Here is a 26,862-nt window from a genome sequence, read left to right on the forward strand (position 1 = left end):
GGAATCTTGCTTGCGGGAGACCCAAGTAAAGCAAACAATTAATACGTGCATTCACATCACGCAAACGAGGCCGGAAAGGGACACTCACTCGGGCTCTTTCACGTCAGCCTGCCACCTGGTAGCAAGTTCGAGAGAGCCCGATTTTCCAGCGAGAGAGCACGTCCATCCGATGGCGAAGGCCATTTTGACCACCAAGATCGACCCGACCTACGACGACCTGCCGGAGCAGCGGTATCACTTTCCGCGGACTTATCTGCGTCAAGTCGAAGCCGCTCTCGGAGACTGGATAATCTACTATGAACCCAGGCGTCCGAGCGGCGACCTGATGAAGTCTGGTGGCAAGCAGGCTTATTTCGCGACGGCCCGGATCGTCAACATCATTCCAGATCCGGCGACACCGGATCATTTCTATGCGCTGATCGAGGATTTCCTGCCCTTCGATCACGCGGTCCCGTTTAAGGAAGCGGACCATTACTACGAGAGTGGCCTGCGCAAGGAGGACGGCTCGACCAACAAGGGCGCGTTCGGTCGAGCGGTACGAAATGTTCCTGACGCCGAGTACGACCTCATCCTGACTGCGGGCTTCGCTCATGTGCTTGGTCACCGGAATAGGGAGCGGCCGACGCCCGACCCGGCAGAAGAGGCTCGGATCGGCTTTGCGGACAATCCTCAGGCGCCTTTTGAAGTCGACAGTTTCGATCGACGGATCATCTCGCAGGTGGTCAACCGTCCTTTCCGGGACCGAGCCTTCGCCGCGGCCATCAAGACCGTCTACCACGACACCTGCGCTGTCACGGGCATCAAACTGATTAATGGTGGCGGACGCTCCGAGGTCCAGGCCGCCCACATTCGACCTGTCGCCGACGGCGGCCCGGATAGCGTTCGCAACGGCCTCGCGCTGTCAGGAACAGTACACTGGATGTTCGACCGCGGACTGATCACGGTCGATGATGATTACAGCCTGCTGATTGCCGACGGTGGCGTCCCCGACACCATCACTCGGCTGATCAATCCGGAGCGGCGTCTGCTGGTCCCGTCACGTTTCGACGAACGGCCTCATTCGCAGTTCCTGCAGTATCATCGCAACGACGTGTTCAAGGGGTGAAGCAGCGGAACTGATTTCCGGTCCGGTAACGAGATCCCGCCATCACTCCTCGCCGAAGAAATCCTCATCGAGTCGCTTGAACTCGACCGTGCGATAGCCCCGCACTCCGACGCCGTGCTCGATCATCAGGTCCGCCAGCTCTCGGCCATCGATCAGGATGACCCGCTGCGCAAGGTGCTTGACATAGTCACGAGCCGGTTGGCTGAAGGTCGACGTGCTGACGAAGACACCCTTGGTGGCGCCGAGGCCGACAAGGCTTCCGACGAAGCCGTTGACATCCGGGCGACCCACCGGATTGCCCGGCGCATAGCGTTTAGCCTGGACATAGATGCGGTCGAGGCCGAGGCGGTCCTCATTGACGATGCCGTCAACCCCGCCGTCGCCGGAGCGACCAAGTTGGGCGGCGGCGTCCTTGTGGCTGCCGCCATAGCCCATGGCAACCAGGAGATCGACGATCAGTTGCTCGAAGAAGGCCGGGCTGCTGGAGAGGATGCGCTGCAGCAGTTCGTCGCGCAAAGCTGCCATTAATGCCGCATGGGCTGCGTCGATCTGCTCCTCCGGCGTCGTCGCTGCAGGCCCGCTGACGCTCGACTTCACGGTTGCGCCTTCCTGTTCGGTGGCGCCACCTTCGTTCCTGTAGAATTCGCGGAATTCCGGCTCGCGCATCAAGAGCGCTACATCGATCCGCTCCGGCGCCGTGACAAGCAGCGCCTTGCCCCTGTCCGTCGCAACAAAGCGGCCTCGCGCGGGCGAAGCGATCAGACCGGCCTTGCTCATGTAGAACTTTGCCCAGTGAATGCGGTTGTGCAGCAGACGCTGGCGCCCGCTCGGCAGAAGCTCGTCACGCTCCTCCGGCGTCAGACCCAGATCATCGGCGATGCGCTCGGCGACCGCTGCCACCCGTGTCTCACCCTCGGCGGCGAGGCGCAGAACCGGGAGCATCAGAGTCTGGTAGTCGGGGATCATTGATCGCCTCAATTCTTGCGCAGGATGACAGCCATGGTCGACATGATATCTGACTGTGACGGGCCTTTAACGATCTCGCCATTGCTGGCGAGCTTGTGCCTAGTGAAATGTGCTAACAGCGCCTGCTCGACCCTGCGCGCCTCATCTTCATTGGACGTGGGCTGTTTCATCGCCAGCTCCCAACGGAGGCCCGTAACTTCGGCGGCCAGCGGAGCGCAGTAGGCGTCGCGCCTGGCCATAGGATCGCTCGCATAGCCGATCTTGAAAGCGAGGTCGCGGCCTTGACGGTCCCTGAGGGCAAGCGCGTAGACGTACCAGATGTCGTGGTCGCTGAAGCGACCTGTGAACTCACCCTCATGCTTCGGTGCGAGCTTGCTGTTCTTCAGCGCGACGAGCCCACGCCCAAGCATCGTCGCGGGTTCCGCGAGGATGACCGGATGCCGGTCCAGTGCCAGGAGCTTGTTGCCGATCTCCGCCTCGAGGTCGACGACGGTCGAACGCGCCTGCATGTGATGCGCGCCCGTCAGCGGGCCTGCGAGCTTGGAAAATACGTTGTTTTCGTCGGCGATTTCCCAGACCGCGATAGGGTGGAGGGCGTAAGGAAACTCGGTCACGGCCCGCTCGGAGACATCCTCGCTGTTGATCTGCTCGATGTAGTCCTGCGTGTTCACTTCGAGCGAGGTGACTTGGTAGAGGCCCAGCACGCGCCCCTTGCATTCCGGCAAGGTCGGCTCACCTCTGGTGCCGACGGTGAAGACGTAGTCGCCCTCGGACAGTGCCTTCTTCGCCAACGTTCGCGCCGCCTTGGTGCCGAAGGTCAAGGGCCAGCAGGGGTTGCCGGGTTTCCCCCAGACATAGGTGAAAAAGACCTTCGACATGCACGCGCCCCAAAAGATTTCAATCCCCAGAGTCGTATGTAGCCGCCCAGTCGAATACACGCAATTGTTGCCTCTGCAGGAAGCGTCCTCATCTGCGGTCGCGCAAGTCGGCGGTAGAGGAACAGAACCCGGTGGGGCGCATAACCACTTGGGTCATCAAGGTCCAGCTAAGGCCCCAGGTACCTGTTGCCTCGCGGCACCCAATCCCGCTCGCACGTGTAGCTTATCGACCAGCCAGCAGTTGAATGGCTCGCGATAGCTGCATTTGAGGGATGGCCATAGCCATTTCCTTTGCCGACCGAAACTACGGACAGGCCACTGCCCCCATATGGCGAGACTACAGCCCCGTTAAATTTGGCTCCATGGTGGGTTGCAACGACGAAGTCAGGCAGGCTCGACAATTTGGGCGGAGTGAGTTCGTAGTCAGCGTCGCCCATGAAAAGGATCGTCTTTCCCGATTGCAAGGTGACGCTAACGCAGAGGCCCGTTTGATTGAGATTGCCGGCTTTAACCTTGCAGCGGCCGAGCCGCAGGGGGCCGGCCGTCACGTTCGCGGAGCTCACACCCAGAAGTCGATTGTTGATGGCAAGCTTCTCAGCAACCAGTTTTGCGCCTGGTCCAAGCCGCTGCACTGGTGCGATCCAGGTACTACCAGCAAGGCCCACAATTGCGTGATAACCATGAAGGTGATCCCAATCCCAGTGAGACAGGATCACTGGGACATCGCTAACTTTTAGCCTGGGTTTACTGGACGCCGTTTTCTTGTTGTAAGAGATCGGCCAGCCCGCATCCAAGTGAAACAGTTCATTTCCGCGCGTATCGACGGCGCTGCAGAAGCTCGCCTGCCCCACATCCCTGACGACAACTTTGTGGGGAGTGCTTATGCCGCTGAGTAGATTGCCCGCAGCTCGGCTCTTTCCAATTGCACTTTCTGGAAACTTGCATGCCTCCGCAATCGCCTGTGCGAGAGCACGTTCATTTCCGACGGCCGCTCCGACTGGGCTCAGAGGACTGTCGCCCTCCGAAAAAAGATAGCGGATCTCATCCAGCACCAGCGGCACGTTTTCCTCATATCCGCCATCGCCGAGTGAGGACGCCCAAGCGAAAGGACCTGGCTGCCGTCCTCGAGGCAATAAAGTGATCAAGTACCACTGGCCATCGCGAACTTCCTCGGCATCCGTCAGATATCGAAAGTGCTCCGCGGTCGTCAAAACCTTCAGCACAGCCAGACGAGATCGGTCGGCCTTGTCTGCGATGGTGGCGAGCGCCTCATCGGCACTCATCCTCGCGTCTATCGTATCGAACTCGAAGGAGACGCGATTGGCTTTCGTGCGGACCAGCTTTTCATTAATCAGGGGTTCTGAGCGAACCAGCCGCGCGATCAGACTGACCGGTTCCTCCGATTCTACCGCAGATGTGAGGAAACTACCCATCTAAGCCCTTACCGTTTCCCCGCCCGCGCTTCGCCTTCGGTGCCGCCTCTCGCTCAGTGCGGATGCGCTCCAGCAGCTTTTCCGCCGGCTCGTCATTCTCGTCCTGGGGGACCAGTTCACCGCGAAAGGCCTTGGCGAGGATCGCCTCGTCCAGTTTGCCCAAAAGCTTCAACGCGCGCTTTGCTTCGACGGCGAGCCGGTCGATTTTGGCAAAGGCGGATTCGATGCGGCGGACGATTTCGGTTCTCAATGCCGCGTCTGTGTAGGGAACGGACAGAGAAAGCAGGCTTTTCTGGCCGATATTGCGCATGGAAAGCTGGTTCCCGGAGGAGATGTTCATTAGCGCTTCGCGACCCATCGGGGATCGCAGGTACCACAGAAGCCACGCTTCAACGGGTTCGTTGAACTCAAGTCGCAGGATCTTGTCACTGAGGTACAGATTGTCGGGTGCGTTGGCGACGATAACCACCGCGCCAACCAATTCAATCGTGTTGGCCCGCGAGAACAGAAAGTCACCCGGCTTGATGCGAGTATCCTCGTCCGGTTCGAAATCCGGGGGAAGCGTTTTCGACTGGTCGGCGCGGAACTCGCCCCATGTCACCGCGCTCACCTTTACAACGCCTTTCTCGTGCGGTTGTGGTGGCCTTTCATCGCACCGAAGGTTTTTCCCAGCCTTGATGCGAGCGACAAGCTCTCGCAAGTCCTTCCTCGTCAACTCCCCGCTGAACGCCTTGCTGAGTACGGCCTGCTTGTAGCGGGAGACGAGGGTTTCGATGCGGGAAAGTTCGGTGCGGGCGCGGGCGGATTTCGCGTTCAGCGCATCCAGCTTGGCCACAATGCGCTTTTGCTCTGCCAGGGGTGGGAGGGGAACTCTCAGCGTTCTGAGTTTCGACAACGGAAGGGTCTTTTGCGCCGTTCCGGTTGCCAAGTCTTCCAAATGGCTCCCTGTGGACGGACTTGTGAGGAAGTAATAGATGTATTTTCGTTCGATTGAACTGGCTGTCTTGATCAACGCGATGTGGCGTTGAAAAACAAAGGTCGCGTTCTCAACGATCGCTGCTCTTCCGATGGAGCCAGTTACTGATAGAATGATGTCCCCAGTTTGTGGGTCACGGTTGGGTTCCAAAGCTTCCTTATAGGCGAGTGGAACAAACCTCGAAGCGCGCTCCAGAGCAATTTTTCCATCTGCTATCGATGAAATCGTGATGAAGGGAATTCCGGTGACAGATTTCGGTGGCGCTTGATGATCACCATCACTGACCGAAATGCATAGTTCTTCAAGGGCAGGCGCACCCCAGTTGGATGGTACGGTGGGTGTCACTCCGCTAGCTCCCGCATAGTGAGGACATCGTCACCATCCAGCTCCGCCACCAGCGCCTCGATCTCCAGCATGGCGGCCTGCAGATGGCCGAGGATGGCGGCGGCCAATGTCGTCGGGTTCGATCAGGCCTTCTTCCGCCTCTTCCTCCGCCTCGCGCAGCCAGGAAATATCGAGGTTATCGCCGCGCGCGGCAATCTCCTCGCGGGTGAACTTGCGCCAGCGGCCTTGCTCGCCTTCGTCAGGTCGGCGCTCCTTGCCATGCGGGTCCTTGCCGAAGGCCTGTCCAAACCCTTCGAAATGAGCCTGCGTCAGCGGTGTCGTCTTGCCGAATTTCGGCATCTGGGCACGCTGGTCATAGATCCAGACGGCCTTGGTATTGCCGGTCTCGGTCTTGCCGCGCGTGAGGAAGATGACATTGGTCTTCACCCCTTGTGCGTAGAAAATGCCGGTCGGCAGGCGCAGGATGGTGTGCAGGTCGCACCAGTCCATCATCATCTGGCGCAGCGCCTTGCCGCGTCCATCCTCGAACAGCACGTTATCCGGCACGACGATGGCGGCACGTCCGCCGGGCTGAAGCGCGCGGATGCAATGTTCGACAAAGGGAAGCTGGTAGGAGGAGACTGACGCGGTGACCGACAGATCCTGCCGGGTCGGTGCGCCGCCCGCAGGACCAAAGGGCGGATTGGTGAGGATGAGGTTGGCCCGGCCGAGCGCCGTTCCCTTGTCCGACAGCGTATCGCCCAGATGCACATGATCGCTATCGATATCGTGCAGATAAAGGTTCATCAGCAGCAGGCGCAGCGTGCCCGGCACGTTTTCCATGCCATGGAAGGCCTGGCGCTTCTGGAACTCCTGCTCTTTTCCGTCGAGATCGAAATAGTCGCCGCTCGCTGCACGCATGAAACGATCGGCGGCAATGAGAAAGCCACCAGTGCCGGCGGCGGGGTCCTGGATCACCTCGCCGGGCCTGGGCTGCATGAGGCGCACCAGAAGCTCGATCAGCACGCGGGGGGTGAAATATTGCCCGGCGCCGCGCTTGGTTTCCTCGGCGTTCTTCTGCAGCAGGCCTTCATAGAGATCGCCGAACTGGTCGCGCTCCTCGGAAAACCAGTCCAGTTCATCGATGGCGGTGACAAGCGTCGTGAGGTTCTGCGGCTCGCGGATGAAGGTGGAGGCGTTGTCGAAAATTTCCTGCACCATCTCCGGCAGCGGCCGAGCATCGGCATAACGCTTACGCTCCTCCGACGTCGCGCTGTCGCCGGGCGGCAGCACGAGGGCATCGTCCTTGCCGAGGCGCGTGCTGACAGTACCGAGCGTCACCAGCGTCTTGCGGTAAAGCTCCAGCTTGGCAAGGCCGTTGGCCGCAACCAGATCCGCCCAGCGCATGGTTTTGGGCAGGCTGCCCGTCTCGCGATTGCGCTCGGCCATCATCTTCAGGAACAGCAGATAGGTCAGCTCGGTGACATATTGCTGATAGGTGATGCCGTCCTTGCGCAGCACGGTGCAGAGACGCCAGAGTTTTTGGACGATGGCATTGGCATTCATGGGGGCATTCTTTCAAATCAGGGATCGCGTGTCGTGTTTGTAGTGGGCGGATGGCGGGGGTCAACTGAAGGCGCGTATGTTCAGGCGGCGGATGGCCCCCAGATCGCCTCGTTGAAGGCGTGCAGCACGTCCTCCAGCCCGCCATCGAACTCCTGCGAAATGCGCCTGAAACCGCCCTTGTCGGCAAAGACGCCCTGATCGAGCAAAGTCGGATCGGCCACCGGCTTGTCCTTCAGCGCCCGGCCGATGCGGCGCAGCCATTCCTTCTGCTTGACCGTCCACGCGCGCGAGGCCTCGATCTTCCCGATCGCGTCTTCCACGCGCTTGGCATAGGGAATGAGCGGATCGCCCAGCGCCGCCTGCCGCACGAAGCCGATGATATGGGCTGCGATATCGGCATTGCGGGCGCGGCCATAGGCGGCACGCAGCATGGCTTCGGAATAGTTCTTCTCGTCGAGCAGGCCTGCGAGTTCCGAGAGTTCCTTGCGGGTCAAGTCACGCGGTCGCTGGGTGACGGCAATCAGCGCCGGCACCTGGTTCATGTTCTCGCGCACGAAACGCTCGAAGCCGGTAATGTAATCCTCCGGCGTCGTGTTCTTGCCGAAGATTTCCTCGATGCGCAGTAGCTCGTCCTCATGGGTGGAGATGACCACGCCATCATCGCCGTTGCCGGTGCGCAGCGGGCGGCGCTCCAGAAGATCGACGGCGCGGGGATGGGCCGCAAGCCATGCCTGCAGTTCGACACCGGAGAGGGTGGCGAGCCGCTGTACGGCCAGTTCCGGCGCCTCCCCCGTCTGGCGCTCGAAGCTCTCGCGGGTTTCCTCGTCCATGCGCTTTGCCATGGCGCGCATGCGCACGATGACCTGACCCGCGACCCAGTTCTTGTCCTCGTCAGTCTCCGCTTTGTCGAGATCGGTGACCAACTGGCCAAGCGCGATATCCGGCTTGACGACGACGGGGCGCATGTCCGTCATTTCCTGCAGCTCGGCATAGAGATTGACAGCATCGAAGATGCGGAAATGCTCCTTGCCGATCTCGGGACAAAGCCGCGTGGCACGGCCGATCATCTGGTCATAAAGGATGCGGCTCTTGACCCTGCGCACGAAGACCAGATTGCAGATCGAGGGGACGTCGATGCCGGTGGTGAGCAGGTCCACCGTGACGACATATTTCGGATACGGATCGTTCTTGAACTTCAGGATCAGGTCATCCGGCTTGTCGACATTGCCGGTGATCTTCATCACCATGTTATGCGGCACGGCGTCCTTGCCGTGCTCCTCCTGCAGCTCCTCCACCAACAGGCGCACGATGTCATCCGCATGCGCGTCGCGGGCGGCAAAGATCAGGGTCTTGCCCGGCTTTGACGGCGGAATTTCGGTGGCAATCGCCCTGCAGACGATGCGGTTGAAAGCCTCCGAATAAACCCGCTTGTTGAAATCGGCTACGTCATAATCAAGCGAGACTTCATCCGGGAGTTCGAACAGGTCGATCTGCCCGGTCGTGCGGTCGATGATCTCGACCTCTTCGCCACCCTCGAAATGAATACCGGCCTCAGAGAGCGCCGTGGTGATGCGCTTTGGCGGCAGGTGGTCGTTGAGGTAGCCTTCGACGACGGCCTGGCGATAGCCGTAGTGGAAGACCGGGTGGCCGAAGATCTCGCGGGTATGGAGCGCGGGCGTGGCCGTCAGCGCCACTTTCACGGCATCGAAATAATCGAGGATCTGGCGATAGGCCGACTGGTAGTCATCCAGGTTTCGGAAGCCGATATCGCTTTCGCGCAGCTCCGCATCCAGCGTATAGCCGCGATGGGCCTCATCGACGATGATGCAATCAAACGTGCCAGGCGTCGGGCGTTTTGCCGGATCCGGCTCGTTGAGGATGCGGGCGATCAGCGACTGCACGGTCGCGACCTGCACCTGGTCCTCATCCTCTGGCACCTTCTTGTCCAGGCCTGCGACCTTGTAGATTTGAGCGAAGTTCAAGAGGCCCTCGATCTCGGTCGTCTCCAGGGCGTCGGCCGTCTGCTTGCCGAGCGCCTTGCGATCGACCAGAAAGAGGATGCGGCGGAAGCGTCTGTGCTTCAGCAGGCGGTACATCAGCGCAATGCTGGTGCGCGTCTTGCCGGTGCCGGTGGCCATGGACACGAGAATATCGCGTTGGCCGGCAACGACAGCGTCCTCGATCGCGGCGATCGCCTCTTCCTGGTAGGGACGCATTCTGCCCTTGCCGAAGCTTTCCTCGGCAAGGCCTTGTGCTGCGGCGTCGAGATCGGTCTCCAGGATATCGATCAGGTCCTTGGGCGAGAACCAGGCCGTCAGCGGTCGAGGATGGTTGGCATCGCGGCGCAGATCGCAAAACCAGATGCCTGATTTGGTCTGCCATTGGCGCACGAAGGGGCGGCCATTGGTGGCGAAGACCAAGGGGACGCGGAAGGGATCGGCCAGCCCGTGCTTCCACGGTCCATGGGGATGGCGATGCTCCAGAGGCAGATCAATTGTGCGGGCGTAGCGTTCTGCCTGCTGCAGGGTCGAGGGAACGTCCACGCTCTCGCGCTTCGCCTCGATGACACCAATGCAGGTAAGGCCGGCGAACAGGGCGTAGTCGGCGCGTCCGCCATCCGACGGCCATTCGGCGATCGCCAGATTACGCCCTTCTTCCGGACGCGCACCCTTCTGATAGCTCAAGCGATCGCTGTCCGCCTCCCAGCCACCATCCATAAGCTGGACATCGATCAGGCGACGAGTCTGCCGCTCGTCCAACTCCAGGCGGCTTGCAGCCTGCAGGCCGGCCTGCTTGAACTCCATCTGCAATTGCTGAGGCTGTACCTCGGCCGCTTGCTGCAGCTCTGCCAGCTTGCGGGAAAGTGAGGCCTGATTGGCCTCCATCTCGACAGCCGTCTTTTCCCAAACCGCATTATCTGCAGCCGCTTGACGAGCCAGCTCTTCAGCAGCCGCACGAGCCTTGGCAAGCTCTTCTGCTGAAGCATGCGCAGCGGCGAGCTTCTGTTCTGCCTCCTGCACCTGACGGCGAAGCGCTTCAAGTTCGGACTTCGTCGTCTGATCAATGCCGGACGACGGCTTGGGAGGAACGAAAGGACCTGGTTTGAAATCCGGGTCACGCCCGTAGGTACGGCGATACCAGACACCGAGGGCGCGGCAGAACTTCAATGCGGCGAGCGCTTCCGCTGGCGATCCGGCCAAGCTATGCGCCGCATCATTGCCTCGCTTCCGGATTGCGTGAAAAATATCCGACACTTCGCGCGGCAGCACCTGTTGTGCCGCTAGTCGTCGAAGCAGATCGTGCGTGGTCTCGCGCGCAGTCGGATCATAAACGCCGGAAAGAGCTGCGATCTCTTTGACCATGTATTCGCCGAACTGACGGCCTTTGATCAACGAGGTGTTGGCATCTTCGGCAAAGAACCGTTCCGCAAGCACGCCGAGGCGATGGAGTTCAGGGCTGATCTCCTTCAGATGATCGAAATTCGCCGACAATGCCCCACCCAGATGCTTCGCAATACCCTAGATCGAAACATGCCATAGGTTGACGGGGTGAGCAAATTGGAGTTGCAAGCTTTCAGCGGTTGTGAATTGAGACCATGAGACAACTTGGGCCGAATCCGGAAATTATTTCCTCTAGCTCCAAAAGCCGCAATTGTAATGTTCGTGAAGTCGATATCGTAGGTGGCAAAAGGGCCGAGCACAGAGGCCACCTATCGAATTCAACAACATCTGCTCCGCTGGGAGCACGAAGCGCCGCCCACGATCACATTGGGTATGGTTGACACTGCAAGTTTAGTCGCTAGGGCATCATTGCCCCTTAGAATCAAACCGATTTGAAGATGCTTTCCGCGCCGTCGGAGCGTAGACGCGCCCAGAATTCCACGGCATACCGGTCCGTCATCCCAGCGACAAAATCGCAGATCGTTCGGGCCTTAGTCTCGTCATCTGTTGCATCCAAATAACGTTCACGGACGTCATCAGGCATCAGCAGGTGGCCCTTGTCGGCCTTCAAAGCCTTGAAGATGTCCGATACGAGTTCCGTGCCTCGATATTCTCCGAGCTTTACGCGTGCCGAATAGATGATCGCATTGAAGGTGTACTGCTTCAACACCTCTACCGTCTTGCGCACATCCGGCTTCAACCAAGCCTTGGACAGAGCAGGAAACTCCGGATTGAACTCGAACTCCACCCCGTTAATGAATTCATGGACCAGGCTGGACGACTTTTCCGTTCGGACGTAACCATTGCTGCAGAACTGATCAGAGGTCTGGCTCGCCTTTATGAAAAACTGAAGGGGATCGTCCTCTCCCTCACCAGGGATCATTTCATGGAAAACTTCCAGGAAAGTCGTGAGGATATCTTCCTTCGTGACTGGTTCGCCGATTTGTTTGGCGACCGCTGCGACGACCGTCTCGAGCAGTTTATCGTTCGAAGCAAAGATCGTAGCTGGCGTCAAGAACCCAGCTTTTAGGCTGTCTTCAAGATCATAGACCGAATATGCGATGTCGTCTGCGATATCCATGATTTGACATTCGATGGTCTTGAACTTCTCGCCTCCAGGCAGGTTCTTTCCGCGCAGAACCTTCTCTTTGATCGCGTCCACGATCACCTGCTCGGATTCATAATAGCCCTTGACAGGCTTGCTTCCTTCTGGCCGCTTCTTCGGAATCGCCGTGTCGTATTTAAGGATCGATGCGAGCGTCCGATAGCAAAGGTTCAAACCTGCACGATCATCTCCACCGACGGCCTCAGCGTACTTCACCTTCTTATCCAAGCGACTAAGAATGCGAAGTGTTTGTGCGTTTCCTTCGAAGCCGCCGAACTCCAGCATCTGCTCATCGAGTGCCCGTTCGCCATTGTGGCCGAACGGTGGATGGCCAATGTCATGCACCAACCCAGCGACAGCACAAAGGCGACCATCGATTTCTTGGCCGCCTAACTGGTCGTTGTAGACGATGTTAAGGCGGTCAGCGATACCTTCGGCAATCTGCGCCACCTCGAGAGAGTGAGTCAGTCGATTTCGAAAGAAATCCGACTCGTGTCCCGGGAATACCTGCGTTTTCCCTTGCTGACGCCTGAAGCTGGCGCTGTGCACGATACGCCCGTAGTCACGCTTTATGTGGGTGCGCCATTCTTTATGCTGGGCATCGGGTTTTTCGGCCGGGCGCTCGAAATCCCCATCGACGTACAACTGACCGGTGCTCACTTGGGATCGCGCGTCTTGTTCTGTTCAGCTTTAGCGTTTTTGGCAGCTTCCTTTGCAAGCCGCTCTTCCCGCTGCTTCATGGCCGCCTTAAATGTGGCCATTTTCTTCTCGGCTATTTCTCTGACGTCAATTACTGCTGCGTAAGCCATGCTTCCCTCCTGTGTGCCAACCACCAAATCAGTGCTACAGAATCATTATAAATGAAATTCGTTTATGTTTCGTTCACGTTTTCACGTGCTTGGTATGTCAATAGAATTTTGAAAGGAATGAACGAAAAATTGAGTGGCGCAACCCCAGCCACGCTTACTTCCCCCACGCCGTCAAGATTTTCCGTCATCTTCCGACTCCATTAAGCGCGTTGGAATTCCCGCTTTTCTAACCACGTCCGCGATGTGACTCGTTCGACCGACGTTTCCATTCAGATAGATGCCCGTATCCTGCGCCAAGCTTGCGACAAACTGTCGGAGAGCCTCCAGACCGTTTTTCACGTCGAAAACAACCCATTCGTTTGCTTCGCCTGGTACGATCGCCCGACCGAGCGACTGGCTGACACCGATATGGAGCTGTACGACCCACGCAGTGTTTCCGTCGAATACCCATTCGAAACGTACATTGCCAAGTACGCGACGTAGTTCCGCGTGGGTCGCGTTGACGGCGTCAAGGACATGGCTCGGAAGGGGCTGCGGCACCACACTGCCCTGCATGAACCCCTCGCCCGTGCCCTTTGTCCCCTCAATGATCAGTTCGCCATCCGAAGCCTCGATGGCCGCGCCCGAGTATTCGGCTTTGACACCTTGTTGAGCGAGCACTGACGCGAGGGCCGCACCTTCAGGGTCTTCGTTTTGCATCAAGCGGAACGGGTCATGCCAGCCGCGGGCAGTCGTGTATTTTCCTGGAATCTGAACAAAGGGACTGGTTCTAATCCATTGTTCTGCGGTCCCGGTGTCGCTGCCAAATATGAACGGCGCGACGCGACGCGAGATGACCGTGGTACGAGGAACAGGCAGGCCAGCGATGTGGCCGATGAGAAGGCCATAGACCTTGTCACCAATCAGCCGGCTAAAATCGTTGGGCCATCGAACATCCGCGGCTCGTTCGAAATTGTCGACCTCACCATATTCCCAGAAGATGGTATTCGTCTGCCGCCAACCCCGGGCGCGTGGATGCAGGCTAAACTCGATCCGCGCATTTTCGCTGGCGTCCAGAGCAGGGTCAAAACCGTAGACGATTTTGAAGAGCTGCGTCGCCCACGTCGTGGGCAGGCTCGCAAAGCCTGGACGCTCTACACCGCGCGGCGTAGCGTCCGGACGAAACTCGACCAGACCACCCATCGCAACTCCCGAAACGCCACCATCGGATACATCGATGGTTTCGTTGGCAATGGTAAAAGCGCCCTCGCGTGCGATGCGCTTGATCGCCGATTCTGCTTCGTCGACGGTTTTCAACGCATACAGGAATTCACGGCTCTGAGATTCTGCCTCACTGAAACTACGGACGTTGACGGTGCCATCGACGCTCCTTTCGAACAATGCCTGAAGTGCCGATGACAGGGACGCGAACGACGTGTTCTCTGGAAGGTTGGCGAGCCTACAGTATTGCTGGGTCGGCTCAGTCTGCGACGGTGCGAAGCTTACGAATTGGGCAACGTTGAAATGCTCGGCCAGCCGATCAAGCTTGTAGTCCTTGCGGAAATCCGGCATCGGGTTTCGATACTCACTCACGTAGCCGCTCTCTACTCAAGCCCAACACCTCAACGATGATTAGCGTTTTCAACGTACACTCCCTTTAGCAAAATACAAAAACGATGACAGCCCCTGAGGCGCGAGTCCCCAACAATCTCTTGAGGGCTACAACGCCCGGGACGCCTTTAAGTTCGCGCGGCCGTTGACTTGCGCCTCGGGCGAATTGGCTTCTGGAACCAATGCAGGATGGAATCATGTCGGGTAGCGGTCGTGGTGGCTCAGATAGTGACAAAGGAAGGGCGACCGGTCTCAACAGCGTGCGTAGTGCAGCCTTCGGAACTAACTCTCGAAGGTGTTGGCGCTTTCCCACAACGCATTTAGTTCGATAGCCCTTTCGGCCACTGTCTGCATATCCAAGGTCATGCGATCAACCAGGGTGACCTTGTCGTGGAAAACACTTTCGACACTGTCGTCGGGCAACCCGTGAAAACTAACCGGGAAATCATCGTTCAGAGCCTTGGCGACCGCAAGCTGAGCTCCGAAACAGGCCCCCAAGAGCTCCGTGACTGTGTCGAATAGTGGAATCAGCTTTCGATTGGGAGTAGCATCTTGGACGGTCCAAAGGATGGGATGCAACTGGCTGCGAACGGCTCCGACCACACGATTGATTCGATGGAACCGGGTCTCTGTCAGCGAGTCGCGACCGTGATCAATCAAGTCTGGGAGGCTTGTCAGAGTGACGTTGGTATTTTGCGCCATCCGGATTGCACCGCTCTGAAATCCACTTTCGGAGAGGAGGAATGCCCGGTCCGCGCCTACGTCCTGCGCAATTTGGTAAAGACTGGTAACCTGTTCCTTCTTAACGGCGGCATTCCAGAGTTTGCATTCGGCGATCCACAGAACGGGAACTCCGAAGAGTTCGGTCTTCGCAGCCACGTCGACCTCATGCACCCCTCGGGCTCCGACGACCTCCTTCTCGACTTCGACCGAAAATCCAAGTTCAGTGAGATATCGGGCTACGTCAGTCTGATAGGTGCGCCAGGGCGGCATCACTTACGATCTCCTCCGCTTCCGAGTTCTTCCATGGTCATCAGATGCTTCTCACAGCCCCGACACTGACCGCATGGGTATTCGGCGACATGACAGGAGAACGTCGCCCCGAGCAGCTCGTGAGGAATACCGCTCTCGCGGATGAGGTCGACTGGATCCACGGGGCTTGCAGGCGCGCATACGCGAACTCCCCCTTCCTGAATGGACATGAGGTAGTCGATCCCGTCGAGGAAGGGCTTCCTGCCATCCGCGTGGACGTCGGTCGCGACCGCGCCGATCAGAATTTCACTGAGGCCCTGGGGGACGAAGCGCATGCCTGCCAGAGTTATCAGCATCTGGTTTCTATATGGCCACCATTCAGGGGCCGATCCAACGTCCGAACTGACGGATCCAGCGAGGGAGCCGACGCCAAGATGGGAGAGATCGACTCGTAGCACCTGGTGATCGAGATCCATCAGATCGCAGAGGCTACCGGCCGCGCGGATTTCTCCTTGGGCAGGTCTCTGTCCGTAGTCCACGGTCAAGCACACGTCGGGCCTGAGCTTCCATGCAAGCGCGGTCGAGTCGAGCCCGCCGGAATGAAGAAGCAGCTTCATTGCGACCACGCCTCGAACGCCGTCATGTAAAGGGCCGTCGTGAAATCGTCCTCGATAACGCAACCACTGCCTTCGAGCATAGTGAGGTTGGCGTCTTCCATTCGCTCGGCGAACGCGATCACCGGAATTCCCGCCCTGCGGGCATAACCGACCTCGAATAAGGTTCCTGGGTCGGCGCCGTCGAGCACCGCCAAGACCACGGCGCTGCTCTCGAGCCCTTGAAGATCGCCAGAGGCCAGTTCCACAGACGATTTCGCCGTTCCAACCTCATGAAGCGGAGAAAAGACTGACACGCCCATGGAGGTTAGGATGTCACGTATCTCTTCGACAAGCCAGCGCTGCGAAATCGTGAAAAATGGGCCTGCAAGATAGACCTGTGCGGAGCAATCGCGGGGAAGGAATGCCGGGCCATGATCAAGATGCTCGCTAGTAGGCAGCGGCAATCGATGGCCGTTGACGAAATGCGCGACGGCGCGCGACGCAAGGTCCGCGGCTTCCGCGGGTTGCAGACCGCCCTCGGCCCAGTAGTGGGCGAAAGCCGCACTGAAGACGTCGCCGGAGCCGATTTTGAAGACCTTGTCAGAGCGATAGGGCGGGATCAAAACAGGGGCTCCGCCTCTGGTGTGAACCATCGCTCCGCGGGGTCCTAGCTTGACGATGACAGCTTCGGCGTTCTCCCGTGCCAGCACCAGCTCGCCAGCTTCGTGGGAAGGCAACCCAGTCGACTGCTCAGCTTCCCATCCATTAAGGACAATAGCGAGATGTTCCGCCTGGGAACCGTTCGAATGGAAAGACTCCGGGAGGACGCCTGTCTGGGGATCATAGACTGCATATGTCGAGCGCACGACGGCGGTGCCTTCGACCATGCCGAACCTCAGAACGACACTTCCCTCGACGCGAAGGGGCTCAACGTCGACGCCGGCGTCATAATGCAACACCGCAGTCGAAAGAGGATGGAAGTACTCGAACGAGACGCCGTCGGTAGAGTCTGTGAGCGATGACTTCACTTCGAAAGCTGCGGCCGAACTACGGATGTCGTTACGCCACGCAGGCGAAGAATAGGTGACCAAGCTTACGTCTGCCGAAAGCTTGCTGACCGCCGCCGCAGCCCTGAGGCCTGATCCAAAGAAGCGATCCCACACGGGGTACTGACAGATTTCGCGATAGGACCCGCCGACGACGATCATGGTTTAGGCTCGACGTGAACGCTGACGGTAAATCCGCTGACTGCGGTGACTTGCGCGACGTATCGGCGGCCGCTGCGCAGACATCCGATCAAGTCCGAAAGACCAGGAAAAGCGGCCAACGATCCAACTATGGCGTTCGCTGGAGTAAGGCAAACCACCACGTCGAAGCCGTTGCTGGTAGTGAGATCGACGGACATCGACATGCCGATGCTTAAGGTCGGCAGGGTCGCAACAATAATACCCGATAGGTTGACATCGAATTCCAGCGCACAGGGATCGTATGATCCGAGGGCTCCGCCGCCCGCTCCCCCGGCTGCTTTGCCTTTCGTAGTTGAAACCTTTACTTGAGAGGAACCGGAAGACCTTCTGCGCCCACTGCCTGACATCGACTCACCTTCGCGTGAAGATTGCAGCACCATGAAACGACAGTATCGGCACAAGTTAAAAGTCTGTACGGTTCAGTTTCCGCATTTCTCCCCAGATAATAGCGTCGAGCAACGAAGCCTTCAGGTCCATCGCGTGACATAGGTCAAGAAAGCGCTTCTCCATTGCAAAGTAGTCACGCGGAAGACGGAGATCTTCGCCGAACAGGCCCATAATTTTCCCCGCCCGGATAACGTGAATATCCAGTATTGCGACATCGTCCGCACCAAGCAGGTTCCGCGCAATCCAAGACGCCGTCTTGGGTCCGATCCCCGGTATGCCAAGCAGTGCATCACGGAAAGCAATCGGTTGATCTAGCGTTGGAGGATCAGCCTCCAATTTTCGAATTGCCGCTTCGATCCTCTGAGCTTTCTGCCTGGGGAAACGATAGCGTCGCAACCGTCCATCGACCGAAACGGGAGTCATCAAGAGAGCCTCGATATCCGCGGCTGGGATAAGCGCGCCGTCCTTGAATACTCCCGCATTGCATAGCACATCGAAGAAGGCGTGGTTCATTTCGGCGGTCACGCCGTAGCCTCCCAATAGGCAGAAACCGACCTCCTCGTGCAAAGTCGCGTTCGGATTCACAAAACCATGACTTGCTTCCGTCACCTGCTCTGCCATTGCAGCCCAGAACGCAGGACTAGGGACCCACTCTGGCCTCCCCCATCTCACTCCGGGCAAAACCTCTGCGTTAGGGTTAAGCATCCTCGCTCCGTCCTTGCTGGCAGTCAGTGCGACGCACCTTGACTTCTAGCGCTATTATTCGTTTATATTCGTTTCATGCAAGAGGATTCAGCGAAGATTGCTACAACGCGCGCCGACTTAGGCCGTGGCATCAAGCGGCTTCGGGACAGCAAAGGTTGGACGCAGGCCGAGCTGGCTCGCAAACTTGGCACCAGTCAATCCACAGTCTCCAAGATCATTGCAGGCACGTCGTTTCCGAGACCTGCTCTTAAGGCTCGCATTGAGGTAGAGCTCAAAAAAGTCCCCGCTCGGGCGGTTTCAGACGAATGGCTGGCGGTGGTGGCAGAGGCTGCCGGCCGCTCGCCGCTCTTTTTCGACGTCGTCAACGCCGCGCTTCAGCTATTGAATGAAAACGAATAAGATCTGTTTTGCGTTCTCATCAGCCAATCCATTAATATTCGGAGAACATATGGGCCAGCCACCAACGACCAACGCTGAAAGGCTCTCGAGGTTAAGGGATGGCTGGCAACGAAGCAGCATCCCAGAGGATTTCTATTTCGCGCATTGGGACGTCCCGAAAGCCTTGCGCAGGTCGACCAAAATTCTGGGCGCTTTGGCGAGCCTCACGTTCGGCAAGTACAAGGGGTTGGACGGCAAATGGGTGGATGACGACAAGGTGGTCTGGTTGGAGATGATAACGTCAGATGTCCCCGGAGATGGCGGACGTCTCCTTGACGCTCTGAAACGAGCCTGCGGCAGGTGCGACCTCCTTCTCGTCGGGGAGCCTGTCGGGTTAAAGCCGCGGGATTGGGCGGCCGACCGAAAATGGGACGGCCGGCTGGAGGTTCTGATCCACTGGTACATAAGCCACGGGTTCCGGATCGTGCAGAATGGCTCGACGACGAGAGTGGTCTACTCTCGCCAGTCCTCTGCCATGAACGTAAGTCTTTCGTTCACCTGACTGCTGCTGCTCAACCATCCCCCACCTTCATTGTCCCAATGCAGTTGCTGTCGTGGAATAACGCGAGGCGTTCAGAAATTCGATCCAATCATGCGGAAGAAGTCATCCCTATCGGTCTGGCGTTGACGGTCGCTTCAGGGCAGATAGTAGCTGACTCCCGGGAAAAACGCCTAGATCGACGCGGCTGAGCACCAGCATCCGATCGCCGAATGAAGAAGCTGGTTGGAGCGTTTTCCGGCTGTCCTTAGGCCGGCCCGGATTGCAAAGCCAAAGCCTTTGTTGCAGAAACGCGGTGGGGCCGTTGCGGCCAGGGATGATCCGGGATGCCGCTGACACTCACACCTTTCTCGTCGACGGAATGCGGCTTCGCGGAATGGTCGATCGACAAGAAAGGCCGCGCCACGCTTGTCGAGATCATCGCCTACCTCTACTTGAGGCAGGAAGAGAATGCATTGCGAGTGATCAACGCCTTGGAGCCGCGTCGCCGCGTCCCAAAGGGTAGAGTGGCGCAGAACGTCATCGACAAACTGACCGCGCCCAAACAGGAAGATGTGGATCTCCTGCGGACAGGTACAGCCAAGGAGAAGGCTTCGGCGCAACACAGGGTCGACACCGCGATCAGTCATCGGGACGGCCTTCTGTTCCAGCACGTGTCATGGATCGTGGCGAGGCTTGCCTTCCCCAGCGGCTGTATGACCTCGCCCCACGTCCGGCAGGCGGACAAGGGGTTCGACGGGTTCATCATCGAGTTCGACGCGAGTACCAACGAGATAAGCCGCATCGTGCTCTGCGAGGACAAGGCTTCGATTGCACCGCGAGGTCTCATAAAATCGAGCGTATGGGAAGATGTCGCGTCCATTCGGCGCGGAGAGCGCGATGACGAGATACTAGCGGACCTTGTCACGCTGTTGAAGAGCGTCCCGGACATCGACGCCGAGTCCGCGGTCGATGAAGTATTCTGGGAGGAGGTCCGGGAATTCCGGGTGGCCGTTGCCACCGGCGAGAACATACGAGGCAAGTCCGGAGACTTCTTGCATATCATGGCCGGTTTCGAGGCCGTTGCCGGCGGATCGTTCGAATCGCGCACCGCAGGCGTGATGCCATTTAAAGATGTGCGTGTCGGGTTGGATGTGTTGGCGGGCGAGGTCGCGGCGAAGGTCGAGGAGATAGTCGGTGTTTGATGCTAGTTCCCGCGATCTTCTGCGCCAGGCGCCGGACCTGCCTGGGCTTCGGCCGGAAATGCTGGACGAGCTTCTTACCGCGGCGCATATCGAACTGGCTACGGTGCGTCTCCGAGCCGCCGAAGGCGAGCCAGTGGGTACAAGCGATGTGATCGACCGCGTGAGGCGCCTCGCATCGACCCTCGAAGCCTATGTCGCACTCGATCTCCGACCCGACCAAACCCGCGCCGCCGCGTTCGTGGCGGCCAGCGCGCATCAGATATTGAGCCGAGTGCGCCAACTTGCATCCGACCGACCCACGGTCGTTTCGAGCGATGCCATCGGATCGGCGATCTCGGCGACCTTGCTGTTCCTCATCGCCGATCGAGCGGCGGATGCAGCGGAGGTTGCAAGTCTGCTCAGGGCCAGGGGAGAACCACGCGCTGCTCGACGATCGCTGATCCTGAGCCTCCGGGAGTTGGCAACCGGCAGTCTCTCCGCCTTGGTGGACCGTGACCTAGACGAAGACCTCGTGCCGCCGGGGGACAGCCGCGAGGTAGCAACAGACCTTCTGCTGAGGGAGTGCGCACGCGCCGTTCAGGATATCGGTCGCGAGGCCCTCGGCAATGCCGTGTCCGATCTCGATCTCCGAGAAAGGCTTTCCCGGATCATTCGGTTGTCCGAAGCCCAAGCGGTGCAGGTCGGGGTCGAGTCCGCGGGGACGGTTCACCACCAATTCGCCGGGCCGCATCATCTGGCAACGCTCTTGGGTCGCCTCGTGGACGGCATGCAGGATGCCATGCTCGTACGACTCCCAACACCGTCGGGCGCCCAAGAGAAGGCTTGGGACGATTGGCTTCTGACGCAGGCTCATTCGCGGCCGTTCCTGTGGGTCAATCATCTGAAGGCGGTGCGCACGGGGTATCTCAACCGCGGAAGATCGATGGTAATGACGTCTCCCACAGGATCTGGAAAAACGACCCTCTCGGTCCTGAAGATCGCGGCCACGCTATGTGCGGGCGAGAGCGTCGTCTACCTGGCACCCACCCATGCCCTTGTCGATCAGGTCGAGAACGACATGTCGGCTCAGATCGGGGACTTGGAAACCGTCAGTGTTGTCGAAGACGTGGCGATGGAGGAGCTCGGTGATAGGCTGCCGCCGTTCTCGGTGATGACGCCTGAGCGCTGCCTCGCCCTGATGGGTTTTGCGCCCGAACTGTTCGATCGGGTGGGACTTCTCGTGTTCGACGAATTCCATCTCATCGGTGCAGACGATCCGTCCACCTCATCGAAGATCAGTCCTCGGGCGATCGACGCAATGCTAGCCCTCCTGACGTTCCTGCTCCACCGCCGGGAGGCGGACGTACTGTTGCTGTCGGCGATGGTTGCGAATGGCGACGAGATTGCCCGTTGGCTGCACCGCGTCACCGGAAGGGACGTCGAGGCATTCGACGATCCCTGGAAGCCGACACGGCAGCTTCGCTCGTGCGTCATCTATGACCGTACCGCCGTTGGTCGGGCTGCGAAGGTGGCCGCGAAGGAGAAAACAAAGGCGGCCCAGCGCCGAGTTCCGGCGCAGCCTCTCGGGCTCTTCTCTTTGATTTCTGGATGGCACCCCAAAAGGCCTGAGAAGCTGGTCGTGCAGGCGCTTACGAGCCGGCTACCGCCACTCCTCAGTAATGATCGGGGACAACCGACATCGAACAGGAACGAAGTCGCCGCACAGATTGCCGCGGACTACGCGTCTGTCGGAAAGCGCGTGATCGTGTTCTGCAACGACGTCAAGGCCTGCGGAACTGTTGCGGACCAGATCGACGGACTACTGGCGGCTGCTACTATCCCGTTGGACGACAATCAGGAGGAGATGCGGAAGTCGGTTCTCAAGGATGTGGGATCGGTCGCGGCAATGTTCGATCCCGCAGGGCGCAGGGCGGCAGTGCATCATGGCGACCTTCTCCCGTTGGAGCGTCGGCTCACGGAAAGCGTGTTCCGGGTTCGCCGGGATTCCGAGAGTGAGAATGTCGGGCTGGACGTGGTGGCTGCGACATCGACGATAGCGCAGGGGCTGAATCTGCCGTGTGATGTCGTGATCCTGGCCGGAACCGACAGAAGCGCGGTCGATGATCCCAGCGGCAACCCACGGACGGACCTGCGCCCCCACGAGATACTCAATGCCCTGGGAAGGGCGGGACGGGCGGCCTACGCGGCAACCGGTCTCGCCATCGTGGTGCCTGCCCAGCCGATCCTCGTTGATACGGACGACCTTACGTTCCCGGCGGTAGGAATTCTAAAAACCGTATTCTCCGAGCAGGACGCATGCGAGGTGATCCACGATCCCATAGAACTGCTCCTCGATCGGATCGAAGCTGCTGATCCGGATCCTAAGATGCAATCCATCATACGGCGCCTTTCGGCTGTTATGGCGGATGGGGAAAGCGGCTTCGACAGTATCGTGAGCCGCTCCTTGGGATATTTCCGGCGCAAGGAGGCTGACCCTCAACGGGCGGACAAATGGCTCGAGCGCCGCCGATCCGAACTTCGAGCAGCAGAGGAGCAGTTGGAAGATCCGATTGTTCTTGATTGGCAGCGCGAAATCGCTGTCCGCAACGGCATTCCTCCGCGGCTTGTCGAGCGGTTGGTCGAGACGTTCGACAAGGCGCCGACCAATACGACCAAGACTGAAGACTGGATCAAGTGGTTGCTGGATGTCGTGGCCGAGAACCCGCTGGATCTGACAATCTTCCTAAGGGAGACTGCCTTGGAGGCGGTCTTCGGCCGCGCCTACACCAACACCACCAAGCCCAAAGCCACCGCCAAGAGGATATTGGCTGCTCTCCAGACGCTGGTCTCCATGTGGTGCGGCGGACGCACGCTCGTCGATATCGAGGATTGGCTCCTGACATTCATCCGAAAGCATGAAGGGGAGGTCAGGCAGCAGGCCAACCGGTCGTCCACGGCCCAGCGCGCGCGACGGTTCGCGATACGCATTGCCCCCGATCTCGGGTTCCTCTGCGGGGTTCTTGTTCAGATCGTCGCCCATAAGGCCGCTGCGGGAGAGGGAGAGACCCTTCCTATTGTCGAAATGCTGCCCCAGATGGTCCGGGCAGGCGATCATGATCGCCACCATGCTGCCTTGAGGCAGGCGACGGCCGCCGCGTCGAGGGTCGGGACTTTCGAGACCTACCTTTCGCTGCGTACGGATTTCAAGGCCGGGCCGCATGCGGAGATGGACAATGTCAGAGAAGAAGTCGATTTCGCGCTCATGATGCAGGCCTTTACGGATATCGACGACGACGAGTAACCACCGAAAGCTCTGTCAGCTCCCCACTCCTTAGCCGCCTACATCGTCAGCTAAGGCGACCGACCTCTTTCCGGAACTTCAGCAAGTGCTGCGGACGGCCGAAGTTAGGACGACAAAGCGGTCATCCACGCGATTATTTTCAGACGGCAACTTCGGCCCCGAGAGCGGAAATTATTGCCGCTAGACCTCTCATGTTGACTGATGCCCAAAGCCAGGGCACAAAGGTGGCATCCACGGTCGCTCGCGATGGGAAAACATAGGGAATTTCAAGGCGATTTCGCTAAGCCATTGAAATCATGTGAGAATCCAAGGTTCCCAGGCAGGCGAATTTTTACCCTTGCAGACCCGCCGTTAGACCGACGAATCTTCTCACGAAAATTGTAATCTTTGCAGCTACTTACAGACTTTTTGTGGCAAGCCTCTCGGCGATTCCGTAGGACCGAAAACACAATCCATAGCCGCACGAAAACTGGCTGGGGGCCAAGTGAGTACGTCGGCGAGTCGAATATTTCGCGAGTACTTGAGACTCAACCACACGTTGGAGTAAGTTCCGCGCGTCGAATCTCGGGGGCGTGGTGGAATGGATTTCTTTGTTGCGGATAAGTCAAAGCGCGGAGACCCACCGCGTCTCGGTCAATTGGTTCTTCAGCAGGACGCATGGGACGACTACGGTTTCAAAACCCAGTACCACCTCTTTTATTTTGGACCCGAATTCGACGGCTTCGTCGGCAACGTCAAGATCTTGCAGCGGGGACAGGGAGAGACTTCGGGCTCTTTGTTTCCGGTTGGACACTGGACGCCGCTCGACGACCAGTTCTGTTCGCTCGGCCAGTCGCTCGACTACTACGAGCGTTTGGCATCTCTGCCGGAAACCGTGCGGAAGGACATTCTGGAAACCCTTCGCGACGCTCTCCAAGACCCGGCTCATGCAACGACCTTCCAGAGCGAGCCTGGGTGGCGCACGTCGGTCATGCGCGACGTCGACGATGATGGATATATTGCGTTGGCGAGGGTCTTGCTCGAGCGCAACTACGACGCCCTGGCATCTCGCGACGTCAAATTGAAGTTTACGGTCAGTGGATGGCAGAATTCCCTCGACCTCGATTTCTCAGGGCCGCGAAAACCGCCAAGGCACCCACCTATCACTTTCGCCGGGGCGCCGACGCCAGGGCTGCCCGAGCGGGTGGCCGTCATCACTGGGCGCAATGGCTCCGGAAAAAGCACTTTGCTGTTCAGGCTTGCGCGCGTCCTCCACGCCTCGCAGGCAGATCGTCGTCAGTTGCTGAAGCTAGGTCAAATCGATCCAGCAGGTATCGGGTTCAGTCGCATTATCACGATCGCCTATAGCGCGTTTGACACCTTCCAGGTGCCAGGTGTGAACGAGACCGAGAAGCGCCAAATCATAAAGGACATCCAGTCGAACACCGGCCGGTATGTTTTCGCGGGCCTGAGAGACATCGCACGCGAACTCAACGAGAGGCTTGCGGATCCTTCGACCCCTGCGCCTGATCCCGAAGATGACGCTTTCGCGCTTGATAGGGAGGATTCCACCCACCTCAAGTCAGCGAAGCACCTTGCTGACGAGTATGCCACCGCGGTCGATGTGATCTTCGAGAGTAGCAGAACTCCTATCCTCATTCGTGTGCTGAATATCCTCTTCTCAGACCCGTCGTTCGCCGAGATATCGGGCAAGTCGGCCATGGATTTCTTGCAGGAAGATCGAAGGCGGGCGTTCATGTCGTGGAGCACCGGGCACAAGATCGTTCTTCATGCCACCGTGACCCTGATAGCGAATGCGCTTCCCAAGTCGATCGTGCTTATGGACGAACCGGAGAGTCATCTTCATCCGCCGCTCCTGGCGGCCTTCATGCACGGCGTTCGGGCAGTCCTGGATAAGTATGACTCGTTTGCAATCATCGCGACGCATTCTCCAGTCGTCGTGCAAGAGACGCTCCGTCGGCATGTTTCGATCGTCAATCGCGTCGAGGGTGGGACGGCGATCCTTTCGCCGCGCATCGAAACGTATGGTGAAAGCATCGGCGAAATTACGAACGAAGTATTCGGCCTCCATGCCAACGCGACCGACTACCACGCCGCTCTTCGTGGGATGGTCGAGGAGGGACTTACACTGGAACAGATCGACGGCTACTTCGACGGCGGCATGAGCCTTCAGGCGCGCGCCTACGTCATGAGCCTCCTGGCAAAGCGTCGGGCCTGAACATGTGGAAAGTGCCGCTCCCCGCGAGAGGGGAAACAGATATCAACGTGCAGCTCGACGCCGGTCTGATACAGGCAGATGGTACCGTCGACTACGCGCTTTCCGACCCGGAACGTCAGACAATCCATGAGCTGTACGCCGTGTACGATCAGTTGTTGGGAGAGCCCAATCCTAGTCTCGCCCCGGAGGCGCTTTCCGCATGCAAGGACGCGCTTCACGACGCCTACGGTCAGGTGCAAAAGGGCGGTCGGCTGAAAAAGATGCGAGGGGGTCTGCTCAGAGCCGTTCGGGAGTGCCCGCTATGCGGCGCAGCGCCTGCCACGACCTTGGACCATCACCTGCCGCGTGCGCAATACAAATCCCTCGCGATAAACCCGCGCAACCTTGTTCCGAGCTGCCAGCCCTGCAATCGTGCCAAGGGAACGCTGGTCCCGGTCGCGGGGCAGGGCATGATCCATGCTTATTTTCATGCCCTTCCGGCCGCAACGTTCCTCCGTGCGACCAGCAGCTACATCGACGGCGCTCTCGCGATTTCCTTCGACATCGACGCCGCCGTGGCGCCTTCTCCACTGTATGAGCGGCTGACGTCCCAGCTAACGCGCCTCAATCTTGACGAACGCCTCACGGATTCGATCAACATCATGATGTTCACCCTGAAACCCTCGTTGGAGATGTTCCGAGGCCTGGCGAACGAGCGCGAGCAGATTCAGGAATATCTTCGCGGAGCTGCGAGGTCCTACAACAAGGATTTCGCTCTGAACCATTGGCGAGCCGCCGTCGTGCTCAGCCTTTCGGAATGCGGTCCATTCCTTGATGATCCTTGGACCTATCTCGACAAGCCGCTGATTCTGACGGAGGCGATGGAGGACGAAGAGGTGGACTGATTATCGCGCGGAAGAACTGTGCCGCCGCCCTCTACCTCGCACCGACTCGACGTTGGGCAATTTTCGCCTCGATGTGCGCAAGCGTCAGAAAGATGGCAGGTTCTGCGTTAACGACCGGCCCCGTGGTGGATGGCCGCTTTGGGGCCGAGGAACGAACCCGCTGCGCGGGAGGGCGTCTGCGGTTGAGATAGAGGGCATAGGCTGGAGGTTGCGCCTGGATTGAACGTCGTCCGGCAAGGGCGGAGCATGACGAGCTTCTT

General features: G+C 58.9%; 20 protein-coding genes and 1 pseudogene. 7 read left to right on the top strand and 14 right to left on the bottom strand.

The genetic code is table 11. The features are described 5' to 3' along the window. Positions 1–184: 184 nt before the first annotated feature. On the top strand, positions 185–1,105 hold the full coding sequence (locus tag ACMUVN_RS25130; protein WP_414815584.1) for an HNH endonuclease: 921 nt from the start codon (positions 185–187) through the stop codon (positions 1,103–1,105). A gap of 42 nt (positions 1,106–1,147) precedes the next feature. Here ACMUVN_RS25130 and ACMUVN_RS25135 read toward each other — a convergent pair whose 3' ends face one another. From ACMUVN_RS25135 to ACMUVN_RS25200, 14 genes and pseudogenes are all read right to left on the bottom strand, one after another. After that, a complete protein-coding gene (locus ACMUVN_RS25135; RefSeq protein WP_414815586.1) occupies positions 1,148–2,071 on the bottom strand; it encodes a restriction endonuclease in 924 nt (307 codons plus the stop codon). An 8-nt stretch (positions 2,072–2,079) separates the two neighbouring features. Continuing rightward, on the bottom strand, positions 2,080–2,949 hold the full coding sequence (locus tag ACMUVN_RS25140; RefSeq protein ID WP_414815587.1) for a GIY-YIG nuclease family protein: 870 nt from the start codon (positions 2,947–2,949) through the stop codon (positions 2,080–2,082). A gap of 167 nt (positions 2,950–3,116) precedes the next feature. Then, on the bottom strand, positions 3,117–4,382 hold the full coding sequence (locus ACMUVN_RS25145; RefSeq protein ID WP_414815588.1) for a metallo-hydrolase/oxidoreductase: 1,266 nt from the start codon (positions 4,380–4,382) through the stop codon (positions 3,117–3,119). Next, positions 4,375–5,703: a restriction endonuclease subunit S gene (locus tag ACMUVN_RS25150; RefSeq protein ID WP_414815589.1), complete on the bottom strand. Its 1,329-nt coding sequence runs from the start codon at positions 5,701–5,703 to the stop codon at positions 4,375–4,377. Before ACMUVN_RS25150 ends, ACMUVN_RS25145 begins: the two co-directional genes overlap by 8 nt. After that, positions 5,700–7,248, bottom strand: a pseudogene (locus ACMUVN_RS25155) (N-6 DNA methylase). Before ACMUVN_RS25155 ends, ACMUVN_RS25150 begins: the two are co-directional and overlap by 4 nt. Positions 7,249–7,328: 80 nt before the next feature. Continuing rightward, positions 7,329–10,739 (bottom strand): type I restriction-modification system endonuclease, encoded by a 3,411-nt coding sequence (gene hsdR / locus ACMUVN_RS25160; RefSeq protein WP_414815590.1) that lies wholly within the window; start codon positions 10,737–10,739, stop codon positions 7,329–7,331. 331 nt (positions 10,740–11,070) lie between these two features. Then, complete coding sequence (locus ACMUVN_RS25165) at positions 11,071–12,453, bottom strand: anti-phage deoxyguanosine triphosphatase (RefSeq protein WP_414815591.1); 1,383 nt, start codon at positions 12,451–12,453, stop codon at positions 11,071–11,073. Then, the gene (locus ACMUVN_RS25170; protein WP_414815592.1) at positions 12,450–12,602 is read right to left on the bottom strand and encodes a hypothetical protein; all 153 of its coding nucleotides are present in this window, start codon (positions 12,600–12,602) and stop codon (positions 12,450–12,452) included. The genes ACMUVN_RS25165 and ACMUVN_RS25170 overlap by 4 nt, the downstream gene beginning before the upstream one ends. 171 nt (positions 12,603–12,773) lie before the next feature. Next, on the bottom strand, positions 12,774–14,153 hold the full coding sequence (locus ACMUVN_RS25175) for a hypothetical protein (RefSeq protein WP_414815593.1): 1,380 nt from the start codon (positions 14,151–14,153) through the stop codon (positions 12,774–12,776). Positions 14,154–14,474: 321 nt separating this feature from the next. Then, positions 14,475–15,185, bottom strand: coding sequence for a restriction endonuclease (locus ACMUVN_RS25180; RefSeq protein WP_414815607.1), 711 nt, complete (start codon positions 15,183–15,185; stop codon positions 14,475–14,477). Continuing rightward, on the bottom strand, positions 15,185–15,781 hold the full coding sequence (locus ACMUVN_RS25185; protein WP_414815594.1) for a 7-cyano-7-deazaguanine synthase: 597 nt from the start codon (positions 15,779–15,781) through the stop codon (positions 15,185–15,187). Before ACMUVN_RS25185 ends, ACMUVN_RS25180 begins: the two co-directional genes overlap by 1 nt. Further along, a complete protein-coding gene (locus ACMUVN_RS25190; RefSeq protein ID WP_414815595.1) occupies positions 15,778–16,968 on the bottom strand; it encodes a PfkB family carbohydrate kinase in 1,191 nt (396 codons plus the stop codon). Before ACMUVN_RS25190 ends, ACMUVN_RS25185 begins: the two co-directional genes overlap by 4 nt. After that, complete coding sequence (locus tag ACMUVN_RS25195) at positions 16,965–17,387, bottom strand: hypothetical protein (RefSeq protein ID WP_414815596.1); 423 nt, start codon at positions 17,385–17,387, stop codon at positions 16,965–16,967. The genes ACMUVN_RS25190 and ACMUVN_RS25195 overlap by 4 nt, the downstream gene beginning before the upstream one ends. Before the next feature lie 22 nt (positions 17,388–17,409). Then, entirely contained in the window at positions 17,410–18,015 is a 606-nt protein-coding gene (locus tag ACMUVN_RS25200) for a hypothetical protein (RefSeq protein WP_414815597.1), read from the bottom strand. Between the two features lie 159 nt (positions 18,016–18,174). On the opposite strand from ACMUVN_RS25200, the gene ACMUVN_RS25205 reads away from it, so the two are divergent. The 6 genes from ACMUVN_RS25205 (at position 18,175) to ACMUVN_RS25230 (ending at position 26,602) form a co-directional block, all read left to right on the top strand. Further along, complete coding sequence (locus ACMUVN_RS25205; protein ID WP_414815598.1) at positions 18,175–18,498, top strand: helix-turn-helix domain-containing protein; 324 nt, start codon at positions 18,175–18,177, stop codon at positions 18,496–18,498. Between the two features lie 49 nt (positions 18,499–18,547). Then, complete coding sequence (locus tag ACMUVN_RS25210) at positions 18,548–19,039, top strand: hypothetical protein (RefSeq protein ID WP_414815599.1); 492 nt, start codon at positions 18,548–18,550, stop codon at positions 19,037–19,039. Between the two features lie 323 nt (positions 19,040–19,362). After that, on the top strand, positions 19,363–20,220 hold the full coding sequence (locus ACMUVN_RS25215) for a hypothetical protein (RefSeq protein WP_414815600.1): 858 nt from the start codon (positions 19,363–19,365) through the stop codon (positions 20,218–20,220). Next, a complete protein-coding gene (locus ACMUVN_RS25220) occupies positions 20,213–23,500 on the top strand; it encodes a DEAD/DEAH box helicase (protein WP_414815602.1) in 3,288 nt (1,095 codons plus the stop codon). Before ACMUVN_RS25215 ends, ACMUVN_RS25220 begins: the two co-directional genes overlap by 8 nt. Positions 23,501–24,080: 580 nt before the next feature. Further along, the gene (locus tag ACMUVN_RS25225) at positions 24,081–25,718 is read left to right on the top strand and encodes an AAA family ATPase (RefSeq protein WP_414815603.1); all 1,638 of its coding nucleotides are present in this window, start codon (positions 24,081–24,083) and stop codon (positions 25,716–25,718) included. A gap of 47 nt (positions 25,719–25,765) precedes the next feature. After that, the gene (locus ACMUVN_RS25230; RefSeq protein ID WP_414815604.1) at positions 25,766–26,602 is read left to right on the top strand and encodes an HNH endonuclease; all 837 of its coding nucleotides are present in this window, start codon (positions 25,766–25,768) and stop codon (positions 26,600–26,602) included. Positions 26,603–26,862: the final 260 nt, after the last annotated feature.

This window comes from Rhizobium sp. IY2 (assembly GCF_047532935.1).
Taxonomy (GTDB): Bacteria; Pseudomonadota; Alphaproteobacteria; order Rhizobiales; family Rhizobiaceae; genus Rhizobium; species Rhizobium anhuiense.